Source organism: Klebsiella sp. 64, assembly GCF_018223915.1.
Lineage (GTDB): Bacteria > Pseudomonadota > Gammaproteobacteria > Enterobacterales > Enterobacteriaceae > Klebsiella > Klebsiella pneumoniae.
This window is the reverse complement of the sequence record NZ_JAGRQZ010000014.1, coordinates 14,417-40,235: the sequence shown is the minus strand read 5'-3', so window position 1 is coordinate 40,235 and position 25,819 is coordinate 14,417. Positions and strand designations below refer to the sequence as shown.

Genomic DNA, 25,819 nt, shown 5'->3' with positions numbered 1-25,819 from the left:
GCTGAGATATCCTGAATCATTAGATAGTACGACGGCCCACCCGGATTCTCTTTCAATAAGGGAGATGGTGGTGCCGTCACTTCTCGTCATCTCTTGCATTACACGTCCCATAGGCACCTCACTTTTTCTTACCGTTTAAAGATTGAACATCAATGCCATAATCACCGCCAATTATGGCAAACAGTTTACTCTAACCCTCAAGAATACGATAAACACACCGCGTGAGATTTGTGTTTTTTTTGAGCGACCTCACACGGCGACATCCAGCCGTCAGACCCTCCGCGCTGCACTCCAGTGCTATAAGCGCCCTTATGTTTCATGACATCCTCAAAAAATTGGCAAAGCCTGCCTAATGCACCGGGTTGGGTACATAGAGACAAGCGGAGCACAGCGACATCTACAGTCTTTTCCGTCCTACCGCAAAGTATTTCCAATGATCACAGTTCAACTGTCTCTTATCGAGTACCGATCATTTATGGCTCGGTGAACACCACGTAGAGCCAGCCCCTTTCCCGGACTGGTTAGGCTTCCCAACATTTGCTCGTTTATACACTGCGTGTCATCACGACAGGCAGGAACGGGACACCGTGCAAAGTGCGGACAGTTGAAAGTTTTGGGAGAGGTTTAAAGCCCTGGTAAAGGCATCTTTTGTTCATGTTGGACTGTCGCAGTATGAACGATGGAACTACTGCCAGCGTGGTGGTATGCTCCCTTATACCACTGACCACACACGCGGCAGGTGCGGGCGTAGTACAATGGGTAGTTAAAGTTGTACCTGCTTTGCAGGGCAACGTAACTAACTGAAAAATCTAACTCGTTGATTTTTCAGGAGAAATGGAGCGGGCGAAGGGAATCGAACCCTCGTATAGAGCTTGGGAAGCTCTCGTTCTACCATTGAACTACGCCCGCGAAGAGGTGCGAGAAGCATTATAGCCCTTACGCACCCTGTGACAAGCCTGCCGGATGCTGACTGGCGATAAAATAACCTTTTAGCACTTAGGTTTACTTCCCTGCGGCGGCAGGTAACGCAGCGGATCGATGGCTGTCGCCCGGTAGCGGATCTGGAAATGCAGCCGCACTGAGTCGGCATCCGTACTGCCCATGGTGGCAATTTGCTGGCCGGCCTTCACGCTCTGGCCATTATTCACCATTAGCTTATCGTTGTGGGCATAGGCGGTGATGTAATCCTCGCTGTGCTTAATCATGATCAGATTGCCATAGCCGCGCAGCTGATTGCCGACGTAGACCACCTTGCCCGCCCCGGCGGCATACACCGGCTGGCCGCGGGTTCCGGCGATATCAATGCCTTTATTGCCGCCATCGGCGGTGGAATAAGGCAGGACCACTTTGCCGCTGGTCGGCCAGCGCCAGCAGCGCTGTCCCACCGGCGGCCAGGAGGACTGAGGTACCGCGGACGAAGGCGTGACCGCCGCGGTGCGCGTAGAGGAAGATTTTTTCTTCGTTGTCTTCGTTGAACTGCTGCCGTTAAGCTTCAGCTTCTGCCCCACCTCAATGGTGTAAGGCGGGGAGATGTTATTCAGGCGGGCCAGATCGCGAACGCTGGTGCCGGTGGTGCGGGAGATGCCGTACAGGGTATCGCCGCGTTTAACGGTGTAGGTGCCACCGGAATCGGAGGTGCTGGAGCAGCCGGCCAGCACCAGGCTTGCCGCCAGCATCAGTGTCATATAAAAGCGTTTCATCATCAGGCATCCTGCACTTAACACAACCACTTACCTCGCAATCAGGGCGAATATCATACCAGTCCGCGGCGCAGGGCGTCATCCCTGATGGCGAAACCATTATCCCCCGTCCCTAGCGCGCGGTCTGCGGCAGGCAGAAATTCATATTTGCGCCACGCGGCGCGGCGGCCTCTCCTCGCTATTGCGCGTTGCCGTTCACAGAGCTGCCTCCAGGGCTTGTTTTGGTAATGCCTTTCTCCCATTTATGGGCTACCCTAGTGGCCTGAGTACATGACCCGGCGGGTTTGTGCCGGGTCATTTTTTATTTTCAGGAGTCGTCATGGCCGGGGAACACGTCATTTTGCTGGATGAGCAGGATCAGCCTGCCGGTATGCTGGAGAAGTATGCCGCCCATACGTTTGATACCCCTTTACATCTCGCGTTTTCCTGCTGGCTGTTTAACCAGCAGGGTCAGTTACTGGTCACTCGCCGTTCGTTGGGCAAAAAAGCCTGGCCCGGGGTATGGACCAACTCGGTCTGCGGACACCCCCAGCAGGGCGAGACCTTCGAGCAGGCCGTCACGCGCCGCTGTCGCTTCGAACTCGGTGTGGAGATCTCTGATATCGCGCCGGTTCACCCGGCCTTCCGCTACCGGGCGGTCGCCCCAAACGGTATCGTTGAGAACGAAGTGTGCCCGGTATATGCCGCGCGCGTGGTAAGCGAAGTGCAGCCTAACGACGATGAAGTCATGGACTATCAGTGGGTTGACCTGGCAACCATGTTAAGCGCGCTGGCCGCCACGCCGTGGGCGTTCAGCCCGTGGATGGTGCTGGAAGCGGAAAATCGGGACGCCCGCCAGGCGCTGACCGACTTTGTTGCGCGTCTGCGCGGGTAAGCTGACTATTCTCCAGGCCAGGCGCAGCCCTGTGCCTGTCATTAATGCCTGGCGGCGCTACGCTTGCACAGGCCTACGGTTCTGCGCCATTGCGTAGCCCGGATAAGGCGTTTACGCCGCCATCCGGGATCCCCGGCTTGCGCTGCGCTGAGCCAGGCTACGCCAGCCTTAGGACCTCACATCAGACATAAAAAAACCCGGCAAGCCGGGTTTTTTGCTTTTCGCGAAGGGCGATTATTTCTGCGGACGCATCGCCGGGAACAGAATAACGTCGCGGATGGTGTGGCTGTTGGTGAACAGCATGACCATACGGTCGATACCGATACCCAGACCAGCGGTCGGCGGCAGGCCGTGTTCCAGCGCGGTGACATAGTCTTCGTCATAGAACATTGCTTCGTCGTCGCCTGCGGCTTTCGCATCAACCTGATCCTGGAAGCGCTGCGCCTGGTCTTCGGCGTCGTTCAGCTCGCTAAAGCCGTTACCGATCTCACGGCCGCCAATGAAGAATTCAAAGCGGTCGGTGATTTCCGGGTTGACGTCGTTACGGCGCGCCAGCGGAGAAACTTCCGCCGGGTATTCGGTGATGAAGGTCGGCTGGATCAGGTGCGCTTCCGCCACTTCTTCGAAGATCTCGGTCACGATACGGCCCAGACCCCAGCTCTTCTCCACTTTGATGCCGATAGATTCAGCGATCGCTTTCGCGGAATCAAAGTTATCCAGATCCGCCATCTCGGTTTCCGGACGGTATTTCTTGATCGCTTCGCGCATGGTCAGTTTTTCAAACGGCTTGCCGAAGTCGAACACCTGGTCGCCGTAAGGCACTTCGGTGTTGCCGAGGATGTCCTGCGCCAGGGTGCGGAACAGAGATTCGGTCAGCTCGATCAGATCTTTGTAATCCGCATAAGCCATGTAGAGTTCCATCATGGTGAACTCTGGGTTATGACGAACGGAGATCCCTTCGTTACGGAAGTTACGGTTGATCTCGAAGACGCGTTCGAAGCCGCCAACCACCAGACGCTTGAGGTACAGTTCCGGCGCGATACGCAGGTACATGTCCAGATCCAGCGCGTTATGATGGGTGATGAACGGACGCGCGGAAGCGCCGCCCGGGATCACCTGCATCATCGGGGTTTCTACTTCCATAAAGCCGCGGCCAACCATGAACTGACGGATGCCCGCCAGGATCTGCGAACGCACTTTGAAGGTCTTACGAGATTCATCGTTGGAGATCAGGTCCAGGTAACGCTGACGGTAACGCGCTTCCTGATCCTGCAGGCCGTGGAATTTGTCCGGCAGCGGGCGCAGAGCTTTGGTCAGCAGACGCAGCTCGGTGCAGTGGATGGATAGCTCACCGGTTTTGGTCTTGAACAACTTACCGCGGGCGGCGATGATGTCGCCGAGGTCCCACTTTTTGAACTGGTCGTTATAAACGCCTTCCGCCAGGTCATCACGCGCCACGTACAGCTGGATGCGGCCGCCTACGTCCTGCAGGGTCACGAAGGACGCTTTACCCATGATACGACGGGTCATCATGCGGCCAGCAACGGCCACTTCAACGTTCAGCGCTTCCAGCTCTTCGTTTTCTTTGCCATCGAAGTCAGCGTGCAGTTGGTCAGAGGTATGGTCACGACGGAAATCGTTCGGGAAAGCGACGCCCTGCTCACGCAGCGCAGCCAGCTTCTCGCGACGGGTTTTCAGTTCATTATTAAGGTCAATTGCCGCGTCAGCGCCCTGTGCTTGTTGTTCAGACATGTTGGTTCCTCATAACCCTGCTTTCAAACTTGCTTCGATAAATTGGTCCAGGCTGCCGTCGAGCACCGCCTGAGTGTTGCGGGTTTCCACCCCGGTACGCAGATCTTTAATACGCGAGTCATCCAGCACGTAAGAGCGGATCTGGCTGCCCCAGCCGATATCGGACTTGTTGTCTTCCATCGCCTGCTTCTCGGCATTTTTCTTCTGCATCTCCAGTTCATAAAGCTTTGCTTTCATCTGCTTCATGGCCTGGTCTTTGTTTTTGTGCTGCGAACGGTCGTTCTGGCACTGCGTCACCAACCCGGTCGGGATATGGGTAATACGCACCGCGGATTCCGTACGGTTAACGTGCTGACCACCGGCGCCGGAGGCGCGGTATACGTCAATGCGCAGGTCGGCCGGGTTAATTTCGATATCGATATCGTCTTCCACTTCCGGGTAAACGAACGCGGAGCTGAAGGAGGTATGACGGCGGCCGCCGGAATCGAACGGGCTCTTACGCACCAGACGATGAACGCCGGTTTCCGTACGCAGCCAGCCGTAGGCGTAATCGCCAATGATCTTAATGGTCACGGATTTAATCCCCGCGACTTCACCTTCGGATTCTTCGATGATTTCGGTCTTAAAGCCGCGCGCTTCCGCCCAGCGCAGGTACATGCGCATCAGCATGCTGGCCCAGTCCTGGGCTTCGGTGCCGCCGGAACCGGCCTGAATGTCAAGGTAGCAATCGGCGCTGTCGTATTCGCCGGAGAACATGCGGCGGAACTCAAGCTGCGCCAGCTTCTCTTCCAGGGTATCCAGCTCGGCGACGGCTTCGTTAAAGGTCTCTTCGTCGTCCGCTTCCACGGCCAGATCCAGCAGGCCGGCAACGTCTTCCAGCCCCTGGGACATCTGATCCAGGGTATCTACGATGGCTTCCAGGGAAGAACGCTCTTTACCCAGCGCCTGGGCGCGTTCGGGTTCGTTCCACACGTCCGGCTGTTCCAGCTCGGCGTTTACTTCTTCGAGACGCTCTTTCTTGGCATCGTAGTCAAAGATACCCCCTAAGAACGTCGGAGCGCTCCGTGAGGTCCTGAATGCGGTTTTTTACCGGATTTATTTCAAACATGGTCGGTTTCTTTTAATGGATTTGTCAAAATGCGGTGATAAGAGCGGAATTCTACCGGATTCGCGCCCTTATTCCTACACTGTTGTCAATTTGGCCAGAGGTGATCGATGATCAGCTGCAGGCTACGGTTGCCGCGGAACTCGTTGATGTCGAGCTTGTAGGCTAACTGGACTTCACGCACGCTGTTATCCGGCCAGATGGAAGTATCAACGTTGAAGGCGATACCGTCCAGCAGCGGCCCGCCGTCAACCGGTTCGACCATCACCTTCAGGTGACGCTCGCCCACCAGCCGCTGCTGCAGCAGGCGAAAACGACCGTCAAACAGCGGTTCCGGGAACATCTGCCCCCACGGCCCGGCGTCGCGCAGCATCTGCGCCACTTCCATGCTCATCTCCGCCGCCGCCAGCGGGCCATCGGAAACCACCTCGCCCTGCAACAGCGCAGGATCCAGCCATTCGGTCACCAGCTCGCCGAAGCGCTGTTGAAACTCTTCAAAACGCGCCTCCTCCAGCGATAAGCCCGCCGCCATCGCGTGGCCGCCGAACTTCAGGATTAGCCCGGGATAAAGCGTATCAAGGCGCTCCAGCGCATCGCGCATATGCAACCCCTGAATGGAACGACCGGAGCCTTTCAGCGTGCCGTCGCCGGTAGGCGCAAAAGCGATAACCGGGCGATGGAAGCGCTCCTTAATCCGCGAGGCGAGAATGCCGACTACCCCCTGATGCCATTGCGGATGGTACATCGCCAGCCCGCCGGGCAGGGTATCCGCGCTGCGCTCCAGCTGCTGACAGAGCGTTAGCGCTTCCGCCTGCATCCCCTGCTCAATCTCTTTGCGCGTCTGATTAAGCGCATCGAGCTCGTTGGCCAGCACCCGCGCTTCGCCGATGTTATCGCACAGCAGCAGCGCGACACCGACCGACATGTCGTCCAGCCGTCCCGCCGCGTTCAGGCGCGGCCCGAGGGCGAAACCGAGGTCGCTGGCCGCCAGCTTTTGCGGATCGCGGTTGGCAATTTCCAGCAGCGCCTTAATACCGGGCCGACATTTGCCGGCGCGAATGCGGCTTAACCCCTGCCAGGTGAGGATACGGTTGTTAGCATCCAGCGGCACGACGTCCGCGACGGTGCCAAGCGCCACCAGATCCAGCAGCTCGGCAAGGTTCGGTGCGGGGATGCCGCGAGCGTCGAACCAGCCTTTATCGCGCAGAAAAGTGCGCAGCGCCAGCATCAGATAAAACGCCACCCCCACCCCGGCCAGTGATTTTGACGGGAAGTCGCAATCGCGCAGGTTGGGATTAACGATAGCTTCCGCCGCCGGCAGCGTCTCGCCCGGCAGATGGTGATCGGTCACCAGCACCGGGATCCCCAGCGCATGGGCATGATCGACGCCGGCATGGGACGAGATCCCGTTGTCGACGGTCATGATCATCTGCGCGCCGCGAGCATGGGCCTGATCGACCACTTCCGGGCTTAAACCGTAGCCGTCTTCAAAGCGGTTCGGCACCAGATAGGAGACGTTGCCGTAACCCAGCGCGCGCAGGGCCAACACGCTGAGCGCGGTGCTGGTGGCGCCGTCGGCGTCAAAATCACCGACCACCACGATGTGCAACCCTTTCTGGAACGCGTCATGCAGCATCTCGACCGCTTTTTCAACGCCGGTGAGCTGCGTCCAGGGGAGCATGCCTTTGACGCTGCGCTCCAGCTCCTGCGCGCTGCGCACCCCGCGGCTGGCATATAGCCGCTGCAGCAGCGGCGGCAGGTCGGCGGGGAGTTCGACGCCGTCAACCGCCTCGCGGCGGCGTAGTTGTATCTGTTGTTTCACGCGAATCAGTTACCGCTTGTCTGTTTTTTGTGCTCATCAAGGAACGCCTTCAGCTCTTTCGGCCCCTGATAGCCCGGCAGCACCATGCCGTTACTGAGGACCATCGCCGGCGTACCGTTGACGCCCATCTGCACGCCGAGGGTGTAATGTTTGGCGATATCTACGCTGCAGCTCGCCGGCTGCACGCCTTTACCATTCATGGCGTCATCCAGCGCTTTGTTGCGATCTTTCGCGCACCAGATGGCCTTCATGTCCTGCTCCGCCTGGCTTTGCAGACCCTGGCGCGGGAAGGCCAGATAGCGCACGGTGATCCCCAGCGCGTTGTAGTCGCTCATCTGCTCGTGCAGTTTATGACAGTAGCCGCAGGTAATATCGGTGAAGACGGTGATGACGTGCTGCTCCTTCGGCGCTTTGTAGACAATCATCTCATTGCTCAGCGCGTTCAGCTTACCCAGCAGCAGCTGGTTGGTGACGTTGACCGGCTGCGCGCCGCTCACGTCGTACATCGGCCCCTGGATGATATGTTTGCCGTCGTCGGTCACGTACAGCACGCCGCTGTCGGTCAGCACCGTGCTCATCCCGGAAACCGGCGATGGTTGAATATCGGTGCTCTGCACACCCAGCTTCGCCAGCGACTGTTTAATTGCCGCGCTATCGGCGTGCGCCGCTCCTGAAAGGGAGGCCGCCAGCAGGGTGAACATCAATAAACCTTTTTTCATACTCAGTCCTTTTGTTCAGCACTCACGCCCGCGGGTGGTGCTGTTGATGAAGTTGTCGCAGACGCTCGGTCGCCACGTGGGTGTATATCTGCGTGGTGGAGAGATCGCTGTGTCCTAACAGCATCTGCACCACGCGCAGATCGGCGCCATGATTGAGCAAATGCGTGGCGAACGCATGGCGTAACACGTGCGGGGAAAGCTTTTCGCTGTCGATCCCCGCCAGTACGGCATAGTGTTTAATCCGATGCCAGAAGGTCTGGCGCGTCATCTGCTGGGCGCGCTGGCTGGGAAATAAGACATCCGACGCCACGCCGTTCAGCAGCCAGGGGCGACCATACTCGAGGTAATTTTCCACCCACAGTACCGCCTCTTCCCCCAGCGGCACCAGCCGCTCTTTGTTGCCTTTTCCCACCACCCGCAGCACGCCCTGCCGCAGGCTGATGTCGCTCATCGTCAGCCCCACCAGCTCCGAGACGCGCAGGCCGGTGGCATACAGCACCTCCAGCATCGCTTTATCGCGCAATTCCAGCGGCTGCTCCACCAGCGGCGCCTGCAGCAGGCGCTCAACCTGCGCCTCACTGAGATCTTTTGGCAGCCGCTGCGGTAGCTTCGGCGAGGCCAGCAGCGCGCTGGGATCGTCCGGGCGAATTTTTTCCCGGTACAGATGCTGGAAAAAACGGCGCACGGCGCTCAGCAGGCGCGCGGTGCTGGTGGCTTTGTAGCCGCCGGACTGCCGCTCAGCCAGCAGCGCCTGCAGATCGTCGCTGCCAACGCTTGCCAGCGACAGGCCGCGATGGTGCAGCCACTCAACTAACATCGTCAAATCGCGACGGTAGGCGCTGAGCGTATTCTCCGCCAGGTTGCGCTCCAGCCAAAGGGCATCGAGAAACTGTTCGATTAGTGCCAGATCCTGTTTCACATCGGCCTCTTTGTTCGTTAAACGCTCTCATTATGCCTTAAGAGGACGCCTTTCTGGTACACTGCCCGCCATTCACGGCAAGAATCGAGATGTTTACGCGATGAATATAGGTCTGTTTTACGGCTCCAGTACCTGCTACACCGAAATGGCCGCGGAGAAAATCCGCGATATCATCGGCCCCGAACTGGTGACGCTGCACAATCTGAAAGATGACTCCCCCGCGCTGATGAGCCAGTACGACGTACTGATCCTTGGCATCCCGACCTGGGATTTCGGCGAAATTCAGGAAGACTGGGAAGCGGTCTGGGATCAGCTGGACACCCTGAACCTCGAGGGAAAGATCGTCGCGCTGTACGGCATGGGCGATCAGCTGGGCTACGGCGAATGGTTCCTTGACGCGCTCGGCATGCTGCATGACAAGCTGGCGACCAAGGGCGTGAAGTTTGTCGGCTACTGGCCAACCGAAGGCTATGAGTTCACCAGCCCGAAACCGGTGATCGCCGATGGCCAACTGTTCGTTGGCCTGGCGCTGGATGAAACCAACCAGTACGACCTGAGCGACGAGCGCATCCAGAGCTGGTGCGAGCAGATCCTCGGCGAAATGGCCGAACACTTTTCCTGACGCGGCTTACTCCTGCGCCGGTTTTTGCAGCACCAGCCGGCGCAGATCGCGCCACTCTCCGGCGTCCATGCTGTCCGCCGCCAGCCAAAGATGCTGTCCGCGCCGGGTATCGACATGGCGCAAACGCAGCAGCATACCGCTATTGATAACCCACGGCGTCCCGAGGATTTCCCATTCGGCGTTTTGCCAGCGAAGACGGGAATCGGTGAGCAGTTTTATCTCCCCGCGACGGGCATGGATCCGCCGCTGGCTGCGCACGCAGTCGAAGACCACCAGCGACAGCAGCAGCAGCCAGATCGGGGTATAGCTCAGCGGCCAGGGAACCAACAGCACCAGGGCCGCCACCACGCCGTGAAGCAGCAGGGAAAACCACTGCGCGCGCCAGGAGATACGGAGATCAGATTGCCACAGGACCACGTTCCCGATTCCGTGTCTGAATTAAGGTTACCATCCGCTGCAGCTCCGCATCGGCCGGTTTGCCGTGGTTCATCAGCCAGTTGAACAGATCCGGATCGTCATTTTCCAGCAGGCGAATGAACAGCTGTTTGTCAGCGTCGCTGAGGGTATCGTACTCATACTCAAAGAACGGCATGATGGAGATGTCGAGTTCGCGCATCCCGCGGCGGCATGCCCAGTGGATACGTGCTTTATTGTTAATGTCCATGTTGACCTTCCAGCAGCAAAATATAGGTTAGTTTAACCCGTTTTCTGCCGTAACTTTACAGGAATATCGCTGAATGCGAGCATCCTTCCATAAAAACCTTAAAATAATGATGGGTTTATTGATTCCCTGCGTCAGGCGGCTGTCTCACGCCAGCGCACAAATGGCCTGTTGAAAGCACTTGCAATGCACTATAGCTCTTTTACCATTGGTCACACACACTGCGTTAAGCGATTCAGGATATGACTATGGCTTTTACACCTTTTCCTCCGCGTCAGCCTTCCTCTTCCGCTCGTCTGCCGTTAACGCTGATGACCCTGGATGACTGGGCGCTGGCGACAATTAGCGGGCCGGACAGCGAAAAATATCTGCAGGGGCAGATTACCGCCGATGTGAGTCATCTCACCGATGCCCAGCATCTGCTTGCCGCCCACTGTGATGCCAAAGGCAAGATGTGGAGCAACCTGCGCGTATTCCGTCGCGAGGGCGGCTTCGCGTGGATTGAGCGCCGCAGCCTGCGCGACGCGCAGCTGACCGAGCTGAAAAAATATGCCGTCTTCTCCAAAGTCACCATTGCCGCCAACGACGATCTGGTTCTGCTGGGAGTAGCCGGCTTCCAGGCGCGCGCCGCGCTGGCGCCGCTGTTCGCCGCCTTGCCCGACGCTGCCACCCCGGTGGTCAGCGAAGGCGCCACCAGCCTGCTGTGGTTTGAACACCCGGGCGAGCGCTTCCTGCTGGTGACCGATGTCGACACCGCCAACCGCGTCACCGACGCGTTGCGCGGCGAAGCGCAGTTTAACAACAGCCAACAGTGGCTGGCGCTGAATATTGAAGCCGGCCTGCCGGTTATCGACAGCGCTAACAGCGGGCAGTTCATTCCGCAGGCCACCAACCTGCAGGCGCTGGGCGGCATCAGCTTCAAAAAAGGCTGCTACACCGGCCAGGAAATGGTCGCGAGGGCGAAATTCCGCGGCGCCAATAAGCGCGCGCTGTGGACGCTGTCAGGGACCGCCAGCCGGGTGCCGGAAGCCGGGGAAGACCTGGAGCTGAAGATGGGCGACAACTGGCGCCGCACCGGTACGGTGCTGGCAGCCGTACAGCTGGATGACGGAAGCCTGATGGTCCAGGTAGTGATGAATAACGACATGGAACCGGACAGCGTGTTCCGTGTACGCGACGATGCCGGCAGCCTGAGCATCAAACCATTGCCGTATTCGCTGGAAGAAAATTAAGGAAAAGTTCCCGGCTTGCGGCGCTTGCGCCTTAGCCGGGCTACCCGGCCGCAGAATATCGTAGCCACGGTAAGCGTAGCGCCACCGTGGAATTTCCAGGCCGTAGAGTATTGTAGCCACGGTAAGCGCAGCGCCACCGTGGGATGTTTATCAGGACTGGCCGATGTAAAGATAAATCGCCAGGAAGTGACACACGCTGCCGCCGAGCACGAAGCCGTGCCAGATAGCGTGGTTATAAGGAATACGTTTGCAGACGTAGAAGATGACCCCCAGCGAGTACACCACCCCGCCAACCGCCAGCAGCGTTACCCCGCCCACCGCCAGCTTCACTGCCAGCTGATAGACCACGATAAGCGACAGCCAGCCCATGGTCAGATAGGTCACCAGCGACAAAATTTTAAAGCGGTGCGCGATGGTCAGCTTAAACAGGATCCCCAGCAGCGCCAGGCTCCAGATGACGATCATCAGCCCCTTCGCCAGCGGTGAATTCAATCCCACCAGCAAAAACGGCGTGTAGGTCCCGGCAATCAACAGGTAGATAGCGCAGTGGTCGAATTTCTTCAGCCACTGTTTCGCCCGCTGATGCGGGATCGCGTGATAGAGCGTGGAAGCGAGGAACAGCATAATCATGCTGCCGCCGTACAGGCTGTAGCTGGCGATCGCCGTCGCGCTGGCGTTTGTATCCGCCGCCTGCACCAGCAGCAACACAAGGCCGACGATACCGAACACCAGCCCGATCCCGTGGCTGATGCTGTTGGCAACTTCCTCTGCCAGAGAATATCCCTGAGTGATTAATGGTTTGCGAACCATACTGGACTCCGTGAAAACAAGAACGCTTTCATTGCCCACTTAGGGTAACTGAGAATGATTCCAGTGAACACCTGTTAGCTAAAATAAAACGATGTATATTTGTAAATACATTAAAATCAAAAAGTTACATTTTTATTTCAACTCACAGCTGTTCCTGATTATCTTAAAGCGTTTTGAATTCAATGACATAAAACTGGCTCTCGCCAGGATAGATGTCGCTGATGACCTGCCGCAGCTGCCCGAGAGTCATATTCTCCTGTTGCGCATGCTGTTCGGTCAGCGTATCGAGCGTCACCGTCGAGGTCGCGGTCACGGCGATGGTGCAAAAATAGCCGTCATCTTCATAGCGCCCAACGCGCAGCACATCGCCGGGCTTAAAGTGCGACTCCGCTGCATCGCGAATGGTGATGGTTTTGCGCCCGGCGAGGATGTCGTCCTGAAAACGCTGAAAAAAGGTAATGTCATTGGCCTGCATGATATAATTCCGTCCTGGTCATTATGAATTGTGAGTTCGCCCTGTGAGTATGTTCTCCCACGCCGCTGTCGCCAGTCTCAATAATCTTGAGATGATGGTCTACCACTACGTCATTAAAAATCGTGACAAAGTGATGTACATGACCATCCGCGAACTGGCCGAGGCCGCCGGGGTCTCCACGACCACCGTGTTACGCTTCTGCCGCAAACTGCAGTGCGAGGGCTACTCTGAATTTCGCGTGCGCTTTAAATTATATCTCGAGCAGAATGAGCCTCAACAGGCAAATATCGGCGCCAGCGAAATAATGAGCTTTTTTAAAAGCGTCAATAATGACGAGTTCGATGAATTACTCGAGCAGGCCGTCGATATTATTCTCGCCTCCGAACGTATTATTTTTGTCGGCGCCGGCACCTCCGGCGCGCTGGCGAAATATGGCGCACGCTTCTTCTCCAACGTCGGTAAATTCAGCAACCATATTGACGATCCCTATTTTCCGGTAACCAACGATATGGCCCGCAACGCGCTGGCGATCGTGCTTTCCGTCTCTGGCGAGACGGAAGAGATCCTGCGTTTCGCCAGCCAGTTCAGCCTACATCATTGCAAGGTGATGTCGATTACCAGCCATGAGCATTCGCGGCTGGCCAAACTGGCTGATTTCAATCTCTCCTGGCACGTGCCGCAGACGCGCATTGGCGGCGTCTACGATATTACAACGCAAATTCCAGTGATCTATATTCTCGAATCCCTCGGACGTAAATTAGCGCGCAAAATCAGCTAAAAATAACAGCCTGTTTTTTTGATGTAACATATTACCTTTGGCGGAATTTGTTATATCGTGACATTCACTTTCACTTTGCTAGACTCGAGAACAATAGTTATTAGAGAGATTAGCCAGGATGAAAAAATTAACCCTTCCGAAAGATTTTTTATGGGGCGGCGCGGTCGCCGCGCATCAGGTTGAAGGCGGCTGGGATCAGGGCGGCAAAGGCCCCAGCATCTGCGATGTGTTGACCGGCGGGGCGCACGGCGTGCCGCGCGAAATCACCCACCAGGTCGAAGCGGGAAAATACTACCCGAACCACGAAGCCGTCGACTTCTACGGTCGCTACAAAGAAGACATCAAACTGTTCGCCGAGATGGGCTTCAAATGCTTCCGCACCTCTATCGCCTGGACCCGCATCTTCCCGCAGGGTGACGAAACCCAGCCGAATGAAGAGGGGCTGAAGTTCTACGACGACATGTTCGACGAGCTGCTGAAATACAACATCGAACCGGTGATCACCCTCTCCCACTTCGAGATGCCCCTGCACCTGGTGCAGCAGTACGGCGGCTGGACCAACCGCAAAGTGGTCGATTTCTTTGTACGCTTCGCCGAAGTGGTCTTCGAGCGCTATAAGCACAAAGTGAAATACTGGATGACCTTTAACGAGATCAACAACCAGCGCAACTGGCGCGCGCCGCTGTTCGGCTACTGCTGCTCCGGGGTGGTCTATACCGAGCATGACAATCCGGAAGAGACCATGTACCAGGTGCTGCACCACCAGTTCGTGGCCAGCGCGCTGGCGGTGAAAGCGGCGCGGCGCATCAACCCGGACATGCAGGTCGGCTGCATGCTGGCGATGGTCGCCCTCTACCCTTACTCCTGCAAACCGGAAGATGTCATGTTCGCCCAGGAGTCGATGCGCGAGCGCTACGTCTTTACCGACGTCCAGCTGCGCGGTTACTACCCGAGCTATGTGTTGAATGAATGGGAACGCCGCGGCTTCAACATCAGGATGGAAGACGGCGACGCGCAGATCCTGCGCGAAGGTACCTGCGCCTATCTCGGCTTCAGCTACTACATGACCAACGCGGTGAAAGCCGAGGGCGGCACTGGCGACGCCATTTCCGGTTTCGAAGGCAGCGTGCCGAACCCGCACGTCAAAGCCTCCGACTGGGGCTGGCAGATTGACCCGGTCGGCCTGCGCTATTCTCTGTGTGAACTGTATGAGCGTTATCAGAAGCCGCTGTTTATCGTGGAAAACGGCTTTGGCGCCTACGACAAAGTAGAAGCCGACGGCAGCATCAACGATGACTACCGCATCGACTACCTGCGCGCCCACATCGAAGAGATGATCAAAGCGGTCACTTATGACGGCGTCGATCTGCTGGGCTATACCCCATGGGGCTGCATCGACTGCGTCTCCTTCACCACCGGGCAGTACAGCAAACGCTACGGCTTCATCTACGTCAACAAACACGACGATGGCACCGGCGACATGTCCCGCTCGCGCAAGAAGAGCTTTAACTGGTACAAAGAGGTCATCGCCAGCAACGGTGAGAACCTGTAACTAACCGCCCTCTCCCGGCCGGGGGAGGGCTAATTGCTTATCCGCCAGACACTTCTTTACAGCTTTACCATTGCCAAAACCCGTTCGCCCGTTAAGATAAGCCTCGTGAATATTTGAGGCAATCATGATTAAGCGACAACGCAAAGCCATTCTTTTTGTCCTCCTGGCCTGTCTGGTGGTGCTAACCTGCACCGCTCAACGGATGGCCGGGATGCACGCGCTGGTCATGAACCTCACCGCCGACAGCCCGTCGCTACAGCAAAACCAGGATCAGGCCGAGGCGCCGGTCACGCCGTGCGAGCTCAGCGCCAAGTCGCTGATGGCCGTTCCGCCGATGCTGTTTGAAGGGGCGCTGTTGGCTATCACCCTGCTGCTGGCGGTGCTGGCGGCGATCCCGCCGCGTATCGAACGCCAGTGGCCTCCCCGCGTTATCTCCTCACCCCGATTGCGGGTGCATCTGCGATTATGCATCTTCCGTGAGTGATTGATTCTCCTGACAGTTCAGGTTAATTCATCACTTACGGAGCAAACTTATGTATATGGTATTCAGGCGACTACTGGTCTGCCTGCTTTGGCTATGGCTGCCCGTCAGCCAGGCCGCCGACAGCGGCTGGCTGCGCGCCGCCGACAATCAACACGCCAGCGTCCGCCTGCGGGCGCAAACCGAGAGCAATGGCGACACTCGCCTGCTTTTAGACGTAGCGCTGGAAAAGGGCTGGAAAACCTACTGGCGCTCGCCAGGGGAAGGCGGCATCGCGCCGGCTATCGCCTGGCACACGCCGCTGGAGGTGAGCTGGCGCTGGCCGACGCCGCAGCGCTTCGACGTCGCGGGCATTTCCACTCAGGGCTATCACGGCGACGTCAGCTTTCCGATGACGCTGCGCGGCAAAATACCGCCGACGCTTAGCGGCGTCCTGACGCTCTCTACCTGCAGCAATGTCTGTATTCTCACTGACTATCCCTTTTCGCTGGATATGACGACTCCGTCGGGGGAGCGATTTAATTATGATTTTACCCGCGCGATGGGCACACTGCCGCTGCGCGATGGCCTGACTTCGCAACTGACCGCCAGCTACGTCAGCGGCAAACTGACGGTGACCGCCCGCCGCGATGCCGGCTGGCAGCAGCCAGCGCTGTTTATCGACAGCATGGAGGATGTCGATTTCGGTAAGCCGAGCTTTACCAGCCGCGGCGATACGTTGACCGCCACCGTACCAGTCACCGATAGCTGGGGCGAAGCGGCGCCGGATCTGAGCGGCAAAACGCTGTCGCTGGTGCTGGCCGATAGCGGTCAGGCGCAGGAAAGCCAAATCGCCGTCGCCGCCGGCAGCGCCGCGCCGGGGCTGGCGTTAGGCTGGGTGCTGCTGATGGCGCTGGCCGGCGGGCTTATTCTCAACGTCATGCCCTGCGTGCTGCCGGTGCTGGCGATGAAGCTCGGCTCGCTGGTGCAAACCGAAGGTCGCGAACGCGGCGCGGTGCGGCGGCAGTTCCTCGCCTCGGTGTGCGGGATCGTCGTCTCGTTCCTGGCGCTGGCGCTGATGATGACCGCGCTACGCCTGGGGAATCAGGCGCTCGGCTGGGGCATCCAGTTCCAGAACCCGTGGTTTATCGGCGCGATGGCGCTGGTGATGGTGCTGTTCAGCGCCAGTTTATTGGGGCTGTTCGAAATCCGCCTCTCCTCCAGCGCCAGCACTTTCCTCGCCACCAGGGGCGGCAACGGCTTAATGGGCCATTTCTGGCAGGGCGCCTTCGCCACCCTGCTGGCGACGCCCTGTACCGCGCCGTTCCTCGGTACCGCCGTGTCGGTGGCGCTGGTGGCGCCCCTGCCGCTGCTGTGGGGCATTTTCTTCGCCATGGGGATCGGCATGAGCCTGCCGTGGCTGCTGATCGTTGCCTGGCCGGGTCTGGCGCAACGACTGCCACGCCCGGGCCGCTGGATGAATCATCTGCGGGTGGTGCTGGGGCTAATGATGCTTGGTTCAGCGCTATGGCTGGTCAGCCTGCTGACGATCCACATCGGCCGTACGCCGGTGCTTACCCTGCTGGTGATTCTGGCCATCGCCCTGCTAGTGGCCACCGCCTGGCGCTACCGCTGGCGGACGGCGCTGCGCGCGGGCGCCCTGGCCATCGTGGTAGCGGGCGCCGTCGCCTTTGTCGCCCAACAGGACGGCCAGGGCCCGCGCCGCGACCGGGTTAACTGGCAGCCGCTCAGCGAGCAGGCTATCGCCAGCGCCCTGGCGGAGCATAAGCGGGTATTTATTGATGTCACCGCCGACTGGTGCGTGACCTGTAAAGCCAATAAATACAACGTGCTGCTGCGCGACGACGTCCAGCAGGCGCTGTTAGCGCCAGACGTAGTCGCCCTGCGCGGCGACTGGAGCCGCCCCTCCGCTGTCATTAGCCAGTTTTTAACCGCTCGCGGCAGCGCCGCGGTGCCGTTTAACCAGATTTACGGACCGGAATTGCCGCAGGGACAGATTCTGCCTGCGCTGTTAGACCGCGAACACCTTCTCGCCACCCTGTCCGCCGCTAAAGGAAAATAACATGAGAGCTATCACCGCCTTATTACTGTTGTGCGTATCGGCCTTCAGTTTCGCCGCCCCGGCGGAAGAACCACAATCGAACGGTAATGACCAGTTAGCCCAGCTGCTGTTTAACGATCCGAATAGCCCGCGCACCGGCGCGAAAGAGCCAAAACTCACGATCGTCTCGTTTACCGATTACAACTGCCCTTACTGCAAACAGTTTGATCCGCTGCTGGAAAAAATCGTCCACGATAATCCGGACATCCAGCTCATCGTTAAGCTGCTGCCGTTTAAAGGGCAGAGTTCGGTGAATGCCGCTAAAATCGCGCTCTCCACCTGGCGTCAGCAGCCCGATAAATTCTGGGCGCTGCATCAGCGGCTGATGGCGAAAAAAGGCTATCACGATGACGCCAGTATCGCCGCCGCGCAGAAGAAAACCGCCACCGATAGCGTAAATATCGATGACAAGACCATGGATTCGCTGAAGATGAACCTGATTTTGTCGCAGGTGCTGAATATTCAGGGCACCCCGGCGACCATCATCGGCGATCAGATGGTGGCTGGCGCGATCCCTGCTGATGAGCTGGAGGGGCTGGTGAAAGAACAGCTGGCGAAAGCCCGTGGCCAGTAAAATCAGGCGCTGGCTGCGCGAGCTGGCGGTGTGGCTGCTGATTGGCGCGGCGGTGAGCCTGGCGGTGGATTATTTTCGCCAGCCCGCGCTGCCGCAAAACGTCAGCGCCACATCGCTGCAGACACTCGACGGCAGGACGCTGGATCTGCATGCCATAAGCCAGCAAAAGCCGCTGCTGCTGTACGTCTGGGCGACCTGGTGCGGAGTCTGTCGCTATACCACGCCGTCGGTGGCATCGCTTGCCGCCGACGGCGGCAATGTGCTGACGGTAGCCCTGCGTTCCGGCGATAACGTCACGCTGGAGAAGTGGCTGACCAGGAAGAAACTGGCGCTGCCGACGGTGAATGATCCAAGCGGCCAGCTGGCGCGGCAGTGGGACATCCAGGTAACGCCAACGCTGGTGGTCATTTCTCAAGGCGAGGTAAAGTCGGTTACCACCGGCTGGACCAGCAGTTGGGGAATGCGCCTGCGGCTGTGGCTGGCCTCCTGGTAGACCGTCGGGCTTTAGCGGTTTTTATGCCGGGTAAGGCGTATCCGCCACCCGGCCTACCATTCGGCTTTGACCCCGTAGGCCCGGCAAGCGCAGCGCCGCCGGGCAATAGACATCTACGGGTTATTTCCCGCCCGCCAGTTCAAGGAAGCTACCCGTCACATACGACGCTTTGTCGCTCAGCAGCCAGGCAATGGCCTGAGCGACCTCTTCCGGCTGGCCGCCGCGCTGCATCGGTAGCGAACCTTTCACTCGATCCACGCGTCCCGGTTCACCGCCGGAGGCGTGCATCTCGGTATAAATCAGCCCCGGACGCACGCCGTTGACCCGGATCCCCTGCGCCGCCACCTCTAGCGCCAGCCCGGTGGTCAGGGTATCTACCGCCCCTTTCGACGCGGCATAGTCAACGTACTCCCCCGGCGCGCCAAGGCGCGACGCCGCCGACGACACGTTAACTATCGCCCCGCCCTTACCGCCATGCCGATGTGACATGCGCTTTACCGCCTCGCGACAGCAGAGGAAGTAACCGGTGACGTTGGTGGCCAGCACGCGGTTAATACGCTCGGCGCTCAGGCTCTCCACCGTACACTGGGTAAACAGGATCCCGGCGTTGTTGACCAGCGCCGTCAGCGGCTCGCCCATGCGGTCGATCGCCTCAAACATCGCCATCACCTGCGCTTCATCGCTGATGTCCGCCCGCAGCGCCGTGGCTTTGCCGCCAGACGCCACAATGGTATTCACCACCTCGGTAGCGGCGTTAATGTTGTGATGGTAATTGACCGCCACGGTATATCCTTCCTGCGCCAACAGCAGCGCCGTCGCCCGGCCTATGCCGCGGCTCGCGCCGCTAATAAGAGCTATTCCCATACCTTCCCTCCAAAAAAATAAAGGCGCCGCAGCGCCTTTAAAAGTTTAGCTAAAACGCAAACTTACTGGTATTCGCTCATCGGTACGCAGGAGCAGAACAGGTTGCGGTCGCCGTAGACATCATCCAGACGTTTCACCGTCGGCCAGTACTTGTTGTGCAACCCTGCCGGGAATACCGCCAGCTCACGGCTGTACGGATGGTTCCACTCGCCCACCAGCTCGCCCTGGGTGTGTGGCGCGTTCACCAGAGGGTTATCCTCCAACGGCCATTCGCCGGCTTTGACGCGGTCGATTTCCGCGCGGATCGCCAGCATCGCGTCGATAAAGCGGTCCAGCTCGACCTTGCTTTCCGATTCCGTCGGCTCAACCATCAGCGTCCCCGCTACCGGGAAAGACATGGTCGGGGCATGGAAGCCAAAGTCGATCAGGCGCTTGGCGATATCCAGCTCGCTAATGCCGGTCTCTTCTTTCAGCGGACGAATATCGAGAATACATTCGTGCGCTACGCGACCATCGCGACCGGTGTAGAGCACCGGGTAGGCGTCTTTCAGTCGGGTAGCGATGTAGTTGGCGTTAAGGATCGCGTTCTGGCTCGCCTGCTTCAGCCCTTCCGCGCCCATCATGCGGATATACATCCAGCTGATCGGCAAAATGGACGCGCTGCCGAACGGCGCGGCGGAAACCGCGCCCTGGCGGGTCAGCATACCTTCAATCTGTACCACGCTGTGGCCCGGCACGAACGGCGCCAGGTGCGCTTTCACGCCGATTGGGCCCATGCCCGGGCCGCCGCCGCCGTGCGGAATGCAGAACGTTTTATGCAGGTTGAGGTGCGAAACGTCGGCGCCGATAAAGCCCGGAGAGGTGATCCCGACCTGGGCGTTCATGTTGGCGCCGTCGAGATAAACCTGGCCGCCAAACTGGTGCACGATCTCGCACACTTCGCGAATGGTCTCTTCATACACGCCGTGGGTCGACGGATAGGTGACCATGATGCAGGAGAGATTCGCCCCCGCCTGCTCTGCTTTTTCACGCAGATCGGCGAGATCGATGTTGCCGTTTTTATCACAGGCAACGACCACTACCTGCATACCCGCCATCTGCGCGGAAGCCGGGTTGGTGCCGTGCGCGGAGCTAGGGATCAGGCAGATATCGCGATGGCCTTCGTTGCGGCTCTCGTGATAATGGCGAATCGCCAGCAGGCCAGCATATTCACCCTGCGCGCCGGAGTTCGGCTGCATACAGACGGCGTCATAGCCGGTCAGTTTCACCAGCCAGTCTGAAAGCTGGGCGATCATCTGCTGATACCCTTCCGCCTGCTCGACCGGGCAGAACGGGTGCAGCTCGGCGAATTCCGGCCAGGTGATCGGGATCATCTCCGCCGCGGCGTTCAGTTTCATGGTGCAGGAGCCCAGCGGGATCATCGCCTGGTTCAGCGCCAGATCTTTACGCTCCAGGGCGTGCATGTAGCGCATCATCTCGGTTTCGCTATGGTAGCGGTTAAACACCGGATGGGTGAGGATCGCATCGTCGCGCAGCATCGCCGCCGGGATCGAACGGCTATCCAGCGCCACGTCTTTATCCAGGGTATCGATATCCAGACCGTGATCGTCGCCGACGATGGCGCGGAACAGGTTCAGCACATCTTCGCGGGTGGTCGCTTCATCGAGCGTAATGCCCACCGCGCCGTGAATATCGCTGCGCAGGTTAATCTGCAGGGCTTCGGCACGCGCCAGCACCGCGGCTTTATCCGCCACTTCGACGCACAGGGTGTCGAAGTAGTGGGCATGGCGCAGCTTCAGCCCTTTCTTCTGCAGGCCGTCGGCCAGAATGTCGGTCAGACGATGAATGCGGCCAGCGATACGTTTCAGACCCGCCGGGCCGTGGAATACCGCGTACAGGCTGGCGATGTTGGCCAGCAGCACCTGCGAGGTACAAATGTTGGAGTTCGCTTTCTCACGGCGGATGTGCTGCTCGCGAGTCTGCATCGCCATGCGCAGCGCGGTATTCCCCGCCGCATCTTTCGATACGCCGATAATCCGGCCCGGCATGGAGCGTTTGAATTCATCTTTCGCCGCGAAGAAGGCCGCGTGCGGGCCGCCGTAGCCCATCGGCACGCCGAAGCGTTGGGCGGAACCGAAAACGATATCCGCGCCCTGCTTGCCCGGCGCCGTCAGCAGCACCAGCGCCATAAAGTCGGCAGCGACGCTGACAATCACTTTGCGCGCTTTCAGCTCGGCGATCAGTTTGCTGTAATCGTGGATTTCGCCGGTGGTGCCCACCTGCTGCAGCAGCACGCCGAAGACATCCTGGTGATCGAGCACTTTGTCGGCGTCATCAACGATCACCTCGAAGCCGAAGGTTTCCGCGCGGGTGCGCACCACGTCCAGGGTTTGCGGATGGACGTCGGCGGCAACGAAGAAGCGGTTGGCGCTCTTCAGTTTACTGACGCGTTTGGCCATCGCCATCGCTTCGGCGGCGGCGGTGGCTTCATCAAGCAGCGAAGCGGAAGCGATATCCAACCCGGTCAGATCCAGAGTGACCTGCTGGAAGTTGAGCAGCGACTCCAGACGGCCCTGGGATACTTCCGGCTGGTAAGGGGTATAGGCGGTATACCAGCCCGGGTTTTCCAGCATGTTGCGCTGAATGACCGGCGGCAGCTGCACGGCGGTATAGCCCATGCCGATGTAAGACTTGAAGCGCTTGTTGCGACTGGCAATCGCCTTCAGCTCCGCCAGCGCGGCGAATTCGGTAGTCGCGTCGCCCACCTGCGGTGGGGTCGCCAGCTGGATATCCTGCGGCACAATCTGGCCGATCAGGGCGTTAAGCGAATCCGCGCCGACGGTCTTCAGCATCTCTTGCTGTTGCTGAGCGTCCGGGCCAATGTGACGTTCAATAAAGGCGTCGCGGTTTTCAAGCTGACTTAAAGTCTGAGTCATGAGCGATGGTTCCTGAAACGTGCGGTGAATCGTGGTTGTCTGACTGGTTTGCCCGGCAAGCGCTGATGCTTACCGGGCCAGAATACGCAAAATCATTCGCGTTGCAGGAAGGCGGCGACACAGCGACTCCCCGGGAGCTTACAAAAGTAAGTGACCGGGGGGAGCCAGGAAGCCAACGCCCCTGCAGCGTGAAGGATGAAGCGTATTTATTCGTCTTCCAGTAAAGCTTCATACGCGGCGGCATCCAGCAGCGCGGCAACCTGCGCTTCGTCGCTGGCTTTGATCTTGAAGATCCAGCCGTCGGTATACGGGTCGCTGTTGACCAGTTCCGGAGAGTCGTTCAGCTCTTCGTTGACGGCAACGATTTCACCGCTAATCGGCGCGTAGATATCGGAGGCCGCCTTCACGGATTCGGCAACCGCGCAATCGGCGCCCGCTTCAACGGTGGCGCCCACTTCCGGCAGGTCAACGAAAACCATATCGCCAAGCAGCTCCTGCGCGTGCTCGGTGATCCCTACGGTATAGGTGCCGTCCGCTTCTTTACGCAGCCACTCGTGTTCTTTGCTGTATTTCAGTTCTGCTGGTACGTTGCTCATCAATTCATCTCCAAAAAAGGGAAATCACACAATGGCTTTGCCATTGCGTACAAAACCAGGTTTAGTCACTTTTACCGGCATTTCACGGTTACGGATTTGCACCACCGCGGTGTCGCCAATCCCGGCCGGCACGCGAGCCAGCGCGATGCTGTAGCCCAGCGTCGGCGAGAAGGTGCCGCTGGTGATAATGCCTTCTTTTTGATTACCGTCGCTATCGGTAAAACGGACCGGCAGACCACCGCGCAGGACGCCTTTCTCGGTCATCACCAGGCCAACCAGCTGCTCGGTGCCTTTTTCGCGCTGCATCTCCAGCGCTTCGCGGCCGATGAAGTTACGATCGGCGGGCTCCCAGGCGATAGTCCAGCCCATGTTCGCCGCCAGCGGGGAAACGCCTTCGTCCATCTCCTGGCCGTACAAGTTCATCCCGGCCTCCAGGCGCAGGGTGTCGCGCGCGCCAAGACCGCACGGCTTAACGCCAGCGTCCAGCAGACCGCGCCAGAAATCAGCCGCCTGCTCGTTCGGCATCGCAATTTCATAACCCGCTTCGCCGGTATAGCCGGTGGTGGCGATAAACAGGTCGCCGGCCTGCACGCCGAAGAACGGCTTCATGCCTTCCACGGCCTGACGTTGAGCGTCGGTAAACAGCGTCGCCGCCTTCGCTTTCGCCTGGGGGCCCTGGACCGCGATCAGCGACAGATCGTCGCGAACGGTAATTTCAAGGCCGTAAGGTTCAGCTTGTTCGGAGATCCAGGCGAGGTCTTTTTCGCGGGTGGCGGAGTTAACAACGAGGCGGAAATAATCTTCAGAAAGGAAATAGACAATCAGGTCGTCGATGACGCCGGCGGAGGCGGTAAGCATTCCCGTGTAGAGCGCTTTGCCCGGGGTGGTGAGCTTCGCCACATCGTTGGCCAGCAAATAGCGCAAGAACTCGCGGATCCGGCTGCCGTGGAAATCGACGATGGTCATATGCGACACATCGAACATCCCTGCATCGCCGCGCACCGCATGGTGCTCATCAATCTGGGACCCGTAATGCAGCGGCATCATCCAGCCATGGAAATCCACCATGCGCGCGCCGCACAGCGTGTGTTGTTCATACAACGGAGTCTGTTGAGCCATCTTTTCCTCATCGAATAAAACGGAACCAGCCACGAAATTGTCGGCGATTTTGCGCCACGAAATTCGGCGTCGGCATCGCTGACGGACGCCGACGCAAACGTTATCTTTGGCCTGAACTTACCACCGAACCCGGCGCTAAACCATAAGCTCATTCAGGGCATCACATTAGCTTATGGCTAAAATCCGCCGAAAAGCCTACAGAGTTATTGACTGGAAAAAAGCGATTTACGCCACATAAAATTAACATTAACGGCGCGACAATTAGGTAATGATGGTGTTTTATGCGATTTTACGGCTCTAATTTCTTTAACAAAAAAAAGGACGCATTAATAAATCTAATGCGAAAAAAGAGGTGAAATTAGAATATTTCAAATGAGGGGGAAAACCCGGCGCCCAGGCCGGGTGAAAGAAGTGTGACGCGGTTAACGTAACCAGGCAGGCAGATCGTTGAGGCCCATCGCCTGGCGAATCAGCTGCGGTTTCACGCCCGGCAGCGTATCGGCCAGTTTGAGTCCCACATCGCGAAGAAATTTCTTCGCCGGATGGCTCCCGGAGAACATTTCGCGGAAGCCCTGCATGCCCGCCAGCATCAGCGCCGCGCTGTGCTTGCGGCTGCGCTCGTAGCGGCGCAGATAAAGATGCTGGCCGATATCTTTGCCCTGAGCGTGCAGGCGCTTCAGCTCGTCAATAAGCTCGGCGGCATCCATAAAACCGAGGTTGACCCCCTGCCCGGCCAGCGGATGGATGGTATGCGCGGCATCGCCGACCAGCGCCAGCCGGTGGGCGGCAAACTGACGGGCATAGCGGCCGGTCAGCGGGAAAACTTCACGTTCACTTGCCAGTTGGCAGAGGCCAAGGCGATTATCGAACGCGATATTCAGCGCCTGGTTGAAGGTGGTTTCATCAGCCTGCTGCATCCGCTGCGCTTCCCCCGGCGATAGCGACCAGACGATCGAGCACAGGTGCGGATCGCTGAGCGGCAGGAAGGCGAGGATCCCGTCGCCATGGAACGCCTGGCGGGCCACCGCCTGATGCGGCTCAGCGGTACGGATGGTCGCCACCAACGCATGATGATGGTAATCCCAGAAGGTCAGCGGAATATCGGCTTTATTGCGCAGCCATGAATTGGCACCATCGGCGCCGATCACCAGCCGCGCGGTCAGCATGCTGCCGTCCTGCAGGCTGAGAAAGGCTTCATTCTCGCCCCACGCCACCTGCTGAAGTTCCGCCGGAGCCAGCAGGGTAACGTCAGCGCAACGCTGCGCCTTCTGCCACAATGCATGATGCACTACGGCATTTTCGATAATATAGCCAAGGTGGCTAAAGCCCATGCTCTGGTCATCGAAGCTAATGTGGCCAAAGCTGTCTTTATCCCACACTTCCATACCGTGATAGCAGCTGGCCCTCTGGGCGACGATCTCGCGCCAGACGTCCAGCTTTGTCAGCAGCTTTTCGCTGGCGGCATTAATTGCCGAAACGCGCAGCGCCGGCGGCGCATCGGCGGCCAGCGGTCGCGGCTCTGCTTTCTCCAGCACTGCGACGCGCAGGCCGCTACCCTGTAGACCGCAGGCTACCGCCAGCCCCACCATTCCACCGCCAACAATGGCAACATCAACACTTTGCACGTTCTACTC

The 25,819-nt window shown here is 58.6% G+C and carries 24 protein-coding genes and 1 tRNA gene; 9 read left to right on the top strand and 16 right to left on the bottom strand.

Going from position 1 to position 25,819, the window contains the following annotated elements:
* Positions 1-835 precede the first annotated feature (835 nt).
* Positions 836-909, bottom strand: a tRNA-Gly gene (locus KHQ23_RS11370).
* 80 nt (positions 910-989) lie between these two features.
* Complete coding sequence (gene actS / locus KHQ23_RS11365; RefSeq protein ID WP_004157874.1) at positions 990-1,703, bottom strand: amidase activator ActS; 714 nt, start codon at positions 1,701-1,703, stop codon at positions 990-992.
* 316 nt (positions 1,704-2,019) lie between these two features.
* Here actS and idi point away from each other — a divergent pair, with 316 nt between their 5' ends.
* Complete coding sequence (gene idi, locus KHQ23_RS11360; protein WP_002916298.1) at positions 2,020-2,574, top strand: isopentenyl-diphosphate Delta-isomerase; 555 nt, start codon at positions 2,020-2,022, stop codon at positions 2,572-2,574.
* A 234-nt stretch (positions 2,575-2,808) separates the two neighbouring features.
* Here the strand turns inward: idi and lysS are convergent, their stop codons facing one another.
* The 5 genes from lysS to xerD all read right to left on the bottom strand — a co-directional run bounded on the left by lysS (position 2,809) and on the right by xerD (position 8,891).
* Positions 2,809-4,326, bottom strand: coding sequence for a lysine--tRNA ligase (gene lysS, locus KHQ23_RS11355; protein WP_002916299.1), 1,518 nt, complete (start codon positions 4,324-4,326; stop codon positions 2,809-2,811).
* Between the two features lie 9 nt (positions 4,327-4,335).
* Positions 4,336-5,434 (bottom strand): peptide chain release factor 2 gene (gene prfB, locus KHQ23_RS11350; protein WP_095858446.1). Its coding sequence is split into 2 segments (ribosomal slippage): positions 4,336-5,358 and positions 5,360-5,434, totalling 1,098 coding nucleotides; the frame shifts between segments, so codons are not numbered across the junction.
* A gap of 85 nt (positions 5,435-5,519) precedes the next feature.
* On the bottom strand, positions 5,520-7,253 hold the full coding sequence (recJ, locus tag KHQ23_RS11345) for a single-stranded-DNA-specific exonuclease RecJ (protein ID WP_032105216.1): 1,734 nt from the start codon (positions 7,251-7,253) through the stop codon (positions 5,520-5,522).
* A gap of 5 nt (positions 7,254-7,258) precedes the next feature.
* Positions 7,259-7,972, bottom strand: a complete 714-nt coding sequence (gene dsbC / locus KHQ23_RS11340; RefSeq protein WP_002916301.1) for a bifunctional protein-disulfide isomerase/oxidoreductase DsbC — start codon at positions 7,970-7,972, stop codon at positions 7,259-7,261.
* A 22-nt stretch (positions 7,973-7,994) separates the two neighbouring features.
* Complete coding sequence (gene xerD / locus KHQ23_RS11335) at positions 7,995-8,891, bottom strand: site-specific tyrosine recombinase XerD (protein ID WP_004144729.1); 897 nt, start codon at positions 8,889-8,891, stop codon at positions 7,995-7,997.
* A 100-nt stretch (positions 8,892-8,991) separates the two neighbouring features.
* On the opposite strand from xerD, the gene fldB reads away from it, so the two are divergent.
* Entirely contained in the window at positions 8,992-9,513 is a 522-nt protein-coding gene (gene fldB, locus KHQ23_RS11330; RefSeq protein ID WP_004144730.1) for a flavodoxin FldB, read from the top strand.
* 6 nt (positions 9,514-9,519) lie between these two features.
* Here the strand turns inward: fldB and KHQ23_RS11325 are convergent, their stop codons facing one another.
* Entirely contained in the window at positions 9,520-9,930 is a 411-nt protein-coding gene (locus KHQ23_RS11325; protein ID WP_002916310.1) for a protein YgfX, read from the bottom strand.
* Positions 9,911-10,177 carry an FAD assembly factor SdhE gene (gene sdhE, locus KHQ23_RS11320; protein ID WP_002916312.1) on the bottom strand — a complete coding sequence of 89 codons (267 nt, stop codon included), beginning with the start codon at positions 10,175-10,177 and terminating at the stop codon, positions 9,911-9,913. Before sdhE ends, KHQ23_RS11325 begins: the two co-directional genes overlap by 20 nt.
* 245 nt (positions 10,178-10,422) lie before the next feature.
* Here sdhE and ygfZ point away from each other — a divergent pair, with 245 nt between their 5' ends.
* Positions 10,423-11,406, top strand: coding sequence for a tRNA-modifying protein YgfZ (ygfZ, locus tag KHQ23_RS11315; protein ID WP_002916313.1), 984 nt, complete (start codon positions 10,423-10,425; stop codon positions 11,404-11,406).
* 150 nt (positions 11,407-11,556) lie between these two features.
* Here ygfZ and KHQ23_RS11310 read toward each other — a convergent pair whose 3' ends face one another.
* Entirely contained in the window at positions 11,557-12,216 is a 660-nt protein-coding gene (locus tag KHQ23_RS11310) for a hemolysin III family protein (protein WP_002916317.1), read from the bottom strand.
* 163 nt (positions 12,217-12,379) lie between these two features.
* Positions 12,380-12,691, bottom strand: a complete 312-nt coding sequence (gene yqfB / locus KHQ23_RS11305; protein ID WP_004144734.1) for a N(4)-acetylcytidine aminohydrolase — start codon at positions 12,689-12,691, stop codon at positions 12,380-12,382.
* A gap of 49 nt (positions 12,692-12,740) precedes the next feature.
* Between yqfB and KHQ23_RS11300 the strand changes: the two genes are divergently transcribed.
* The 6 genes from KHQ23_RS11300 (at position 12,741) to KHQ23_RS11275 (ending at position 18,670) form a co-directional block, all read left to right on the top strand.
* Entirely contained in the window at positions 12,741-13,469 is a 729-nt protein-coding gene (locus tag KHQ23_RS11300; RefSeq protein ID WP_002916321.1) for a MurR/RpiR family transcriptional regulator, read from the top strand.
* A gap of 118 nt (positions 13,470-13,587) precedes the next feature.
* A complete protein-coding gene (gene bglA, locus KHQ23_RS11295; RefSeq protein ID WP_002916322.1) occupies positions 13,588-15,021 on the top strand; it encodes a 6-phospho-beta-glucosidase BglA in 1,434 nt (477 codons plus the stop codon).
* A gap of 124 nt (positions 15,022-15,145) precedes the next feature.
* Positions 15,146-15,505 carry a hypothetical protein gene (locus KHQ23_RS11290; protein WP_004210062.1) on the top strand — a complete coding sequence of 120 codons (360 nt, stop codon included), beginning with the start codon at positions 15,146-15,148 and terminating at the stop codon, positions 15,503-15,505.
* A gap of 49 nt (positions 15,506-15,554) precedes the next feature.
* Entirely contained in the window at positions 15,555-17,564 is a 2,010-nt protein-coding gene (locus KHQ23_RS11285) for a protein-disulfide reductase DsbD (protein ID WP_032418365.1), read from the top strand.
* Position 17,565: 1 nt separating this feature from the next.
* Positions 17,566-18,177, top strand: a complete 612-nt coding sequence (locus KHQ23_RS11280; RefSeq protein ID WP_004210064.1) for a DsbA family protein — start codon at positions 17,566-17,568, stop codon at positions 18,175-18,177.
* Positions 18,167-18,670 (top strand): protein disulfide oxidoreductase, encoded by a 504-nt coding sequence (locus KHQ23_RS11275; RefSeq protein WP_004181240.1) that lies wholly within the window; start codon positions 18,167-18,169, stop codon positions 18,668-18,670. Before KHQ23_RS11280 ends, KHQ23_RS11275 begins: the two co-directional genes overlap by 11 nt.
* A 120-nt stretch (positions 18,671-18,790) precedes the next feature.
* On the opposite strand, the gene KHQ23_RS11270 is transcribed toward KHQ23_RS11275, so the two are convergent.
* The 5 genes from KHQ23_RS11270 to ubiI all read right to left on the bottom strand — a co-directional run bounded on the left by KHQ23_RS11270 (position 18,791) and on the right by ubiI (position 25,810).
* Complete coding sequence (locus tag KHQ23_RS11270; protein WP_004174442.1) at positions 18,791-19,534, bottom strand: SDR family oxidoreductase; 744 nt, start codon at positions 19,532-19,534, stop codon at positions 18,791-18,793.
* A 62-nt stretch (positions 19,535-19,596) separates the two neighbouring features.
* Positions 19,597-22,470, bottom strand: a complete 2,874-nt coding sequence (gene gcvP, locus KHQ23_RS11265; RefSeq protein WP_023313619.1) for an aminomethyl-transferring glycine dehydrogenase — start codon at positions 22,468-22,470, stop codon at positions 19,597-19,599.
* Positions 22,471-22,676: 206 nt separating this feature from the next.
* The gene (gene gcvH, locus KHQ23_RS11260; RefSeq protein ID WP_002916479.1) at positions 22,677-23,066 is read right to left on the bottom strand and encodes a glycine cleavage system protein GcvH; all 390 of its coding nucleotides are present in this window, start codon (positions 23,064-23,066) and stop codon (positions 22,677-22,679) included.
* Between the two features lie 24 nt (positions 23,067-23,090).
* A complete protein-coding gene (gene gcvT, locus KHQ23_RS11255) occupies positions 23,091-24,185 on the bottom strand; it encodes a glycine cleavage system aminomethyltransferase GcvT (protein ID WP_002916480.1) in 1,095 nt (364 codons plus the stop codon).
* Between the two features lie 422 nt (positions 24,186-24,607).
* Positions 24,608-25,810, bottom strand: coding sequence for an FAD-dependent 2-octaprenylphenol hydroxylase (gene ubiI / locus KHQ23_RS11250; RefSeq protein ID WP_002916481.1), 1,203 nt, complete (start codon positions 25,808-25,810; stop codon positions 24,608-24,610).
* Positions 25,811-25,819: the final 9 nt, after the last annotated feature.

Bases quoted from the DNA above. Each gene is read 5' to 3' on its own strand.
- actS (WP_004157874.1), bottom strand. From the start codon at position 1,703: ATGATGAAACGCTTTTATATGACACTGATGCTGGCGGCAAGCCTGGTG.
- idi (WP_002916298.1), top strand. From the start codon at position 2,020: ATGGCCGGGGAACACGTCATTTTGCTGGATGAGCAGGATCAGCCTGCC.
- lysS (WP_002916299.1), bottom strand. From the start codon at position 4,326: ATGTCTGAACAACAAGCACAGGGCGCTGACGCGGCAATTGACCTTAAT.
- dsbC (WP_002916301.1), bottom strand. From the start codon at position 7,972: ATGAAAAAAGGTTTATTGATGTTCACCCTGCTGGCGGCCTCCCTTTCA.
- fldB (WP_004144730.1), top strand. From the start codon at position 8,992: ATGAATATAGGTCTGTTTTACGGCTCCAGTACCTGCTACACCGAAATG.
- sdhE (WP_002916312.1), bottom strand. From the start codon at position 10,177: ATGGACATTAACAATAAAGCACGTATCCACTGGGCATGCCGCCGCGGG.
- ygfZ (WP_002916313.1), top strand. From the start codon at position 10,423: ATGGCTTTTACACCTTTTCCTCCGCGTCAGCCTTCCTCTTCCGCTCGT.
- KHQ23_RS11310 (WP_002916317.1), bottom strand. From the start codon at position 12,216: ATGGTTCGCAAACCATTAATCACTCAGGGATATTCTCTGGCAGAGGAA.
- yqfB (WP_004144734.1), bottom strand. From the start codon at position 12,691: ATGCAGGCCAATGACATTACCTTTTTTCAGCGTTTTCAGGACGACATC.
- KHQ23_RS11300 (WP_002916321.1), top strand. From the start codon at position 12,741: ATGTTCTCCCACGCCGCTGTCGCCAGTCTCAATAATCTTGAGATGATG.
- bglA (WP_002916322.1), top strand. From the start codon at position 13,588: ATGAAAAAATTAACCCTTCCGAAAGATTTTTTATGGGGCGGCGCGGTC.
- KHQ23_RS11290 (WP_004210062.1), top strand. From the start codon at position 15,146: ATGATTAAGCGACAACGCAAAGCCATTCTTTTTGTCCTCCTGGCCTGT.
- KHQ23_RS11285 (WP_032418365.1), top strand. From the start codon at position 15,555: ATGTATATGGTATTCAGGCGACTACTGGTCTGCCTGCTTTGGCTATGG.
- KHQ23_RS11280 (WP_004210064.1), top strand. From the start codon at position 17,566: ATGAGAGCTATCACCGCCTTATTACTGTTGTGCGTATCGGCCTTCAGT.
- KHQ23_RS11270 (WP_004174442.1), bottom strand. From the start codon at position 19,534: ATGGGAATAGCTCTTATTAGCGGCGCGAGCCGCGGCATAGGCCGGGCG.
- gcvP (WP_023313619.1), bottom strand. From the start codon at position 22,470: ATGACTCAGACTTTAAGTCAGCTTGAAAACCGCGACGCCTTTATTGAA.
- gcvH (WP_002916479.1), bottom strand. From the start codon at position 23,066: ATGAGCAACGTACCAGCAGAACTGAAATACAGCAAAGAACACGAGTGG.
- gcvT (WP_002916480.1), bottom strand. From the start codon at position 24,185: ATGGCTCAACAGACTCCGTTGTATGAACAACACACGCTGTGCGGCGCG.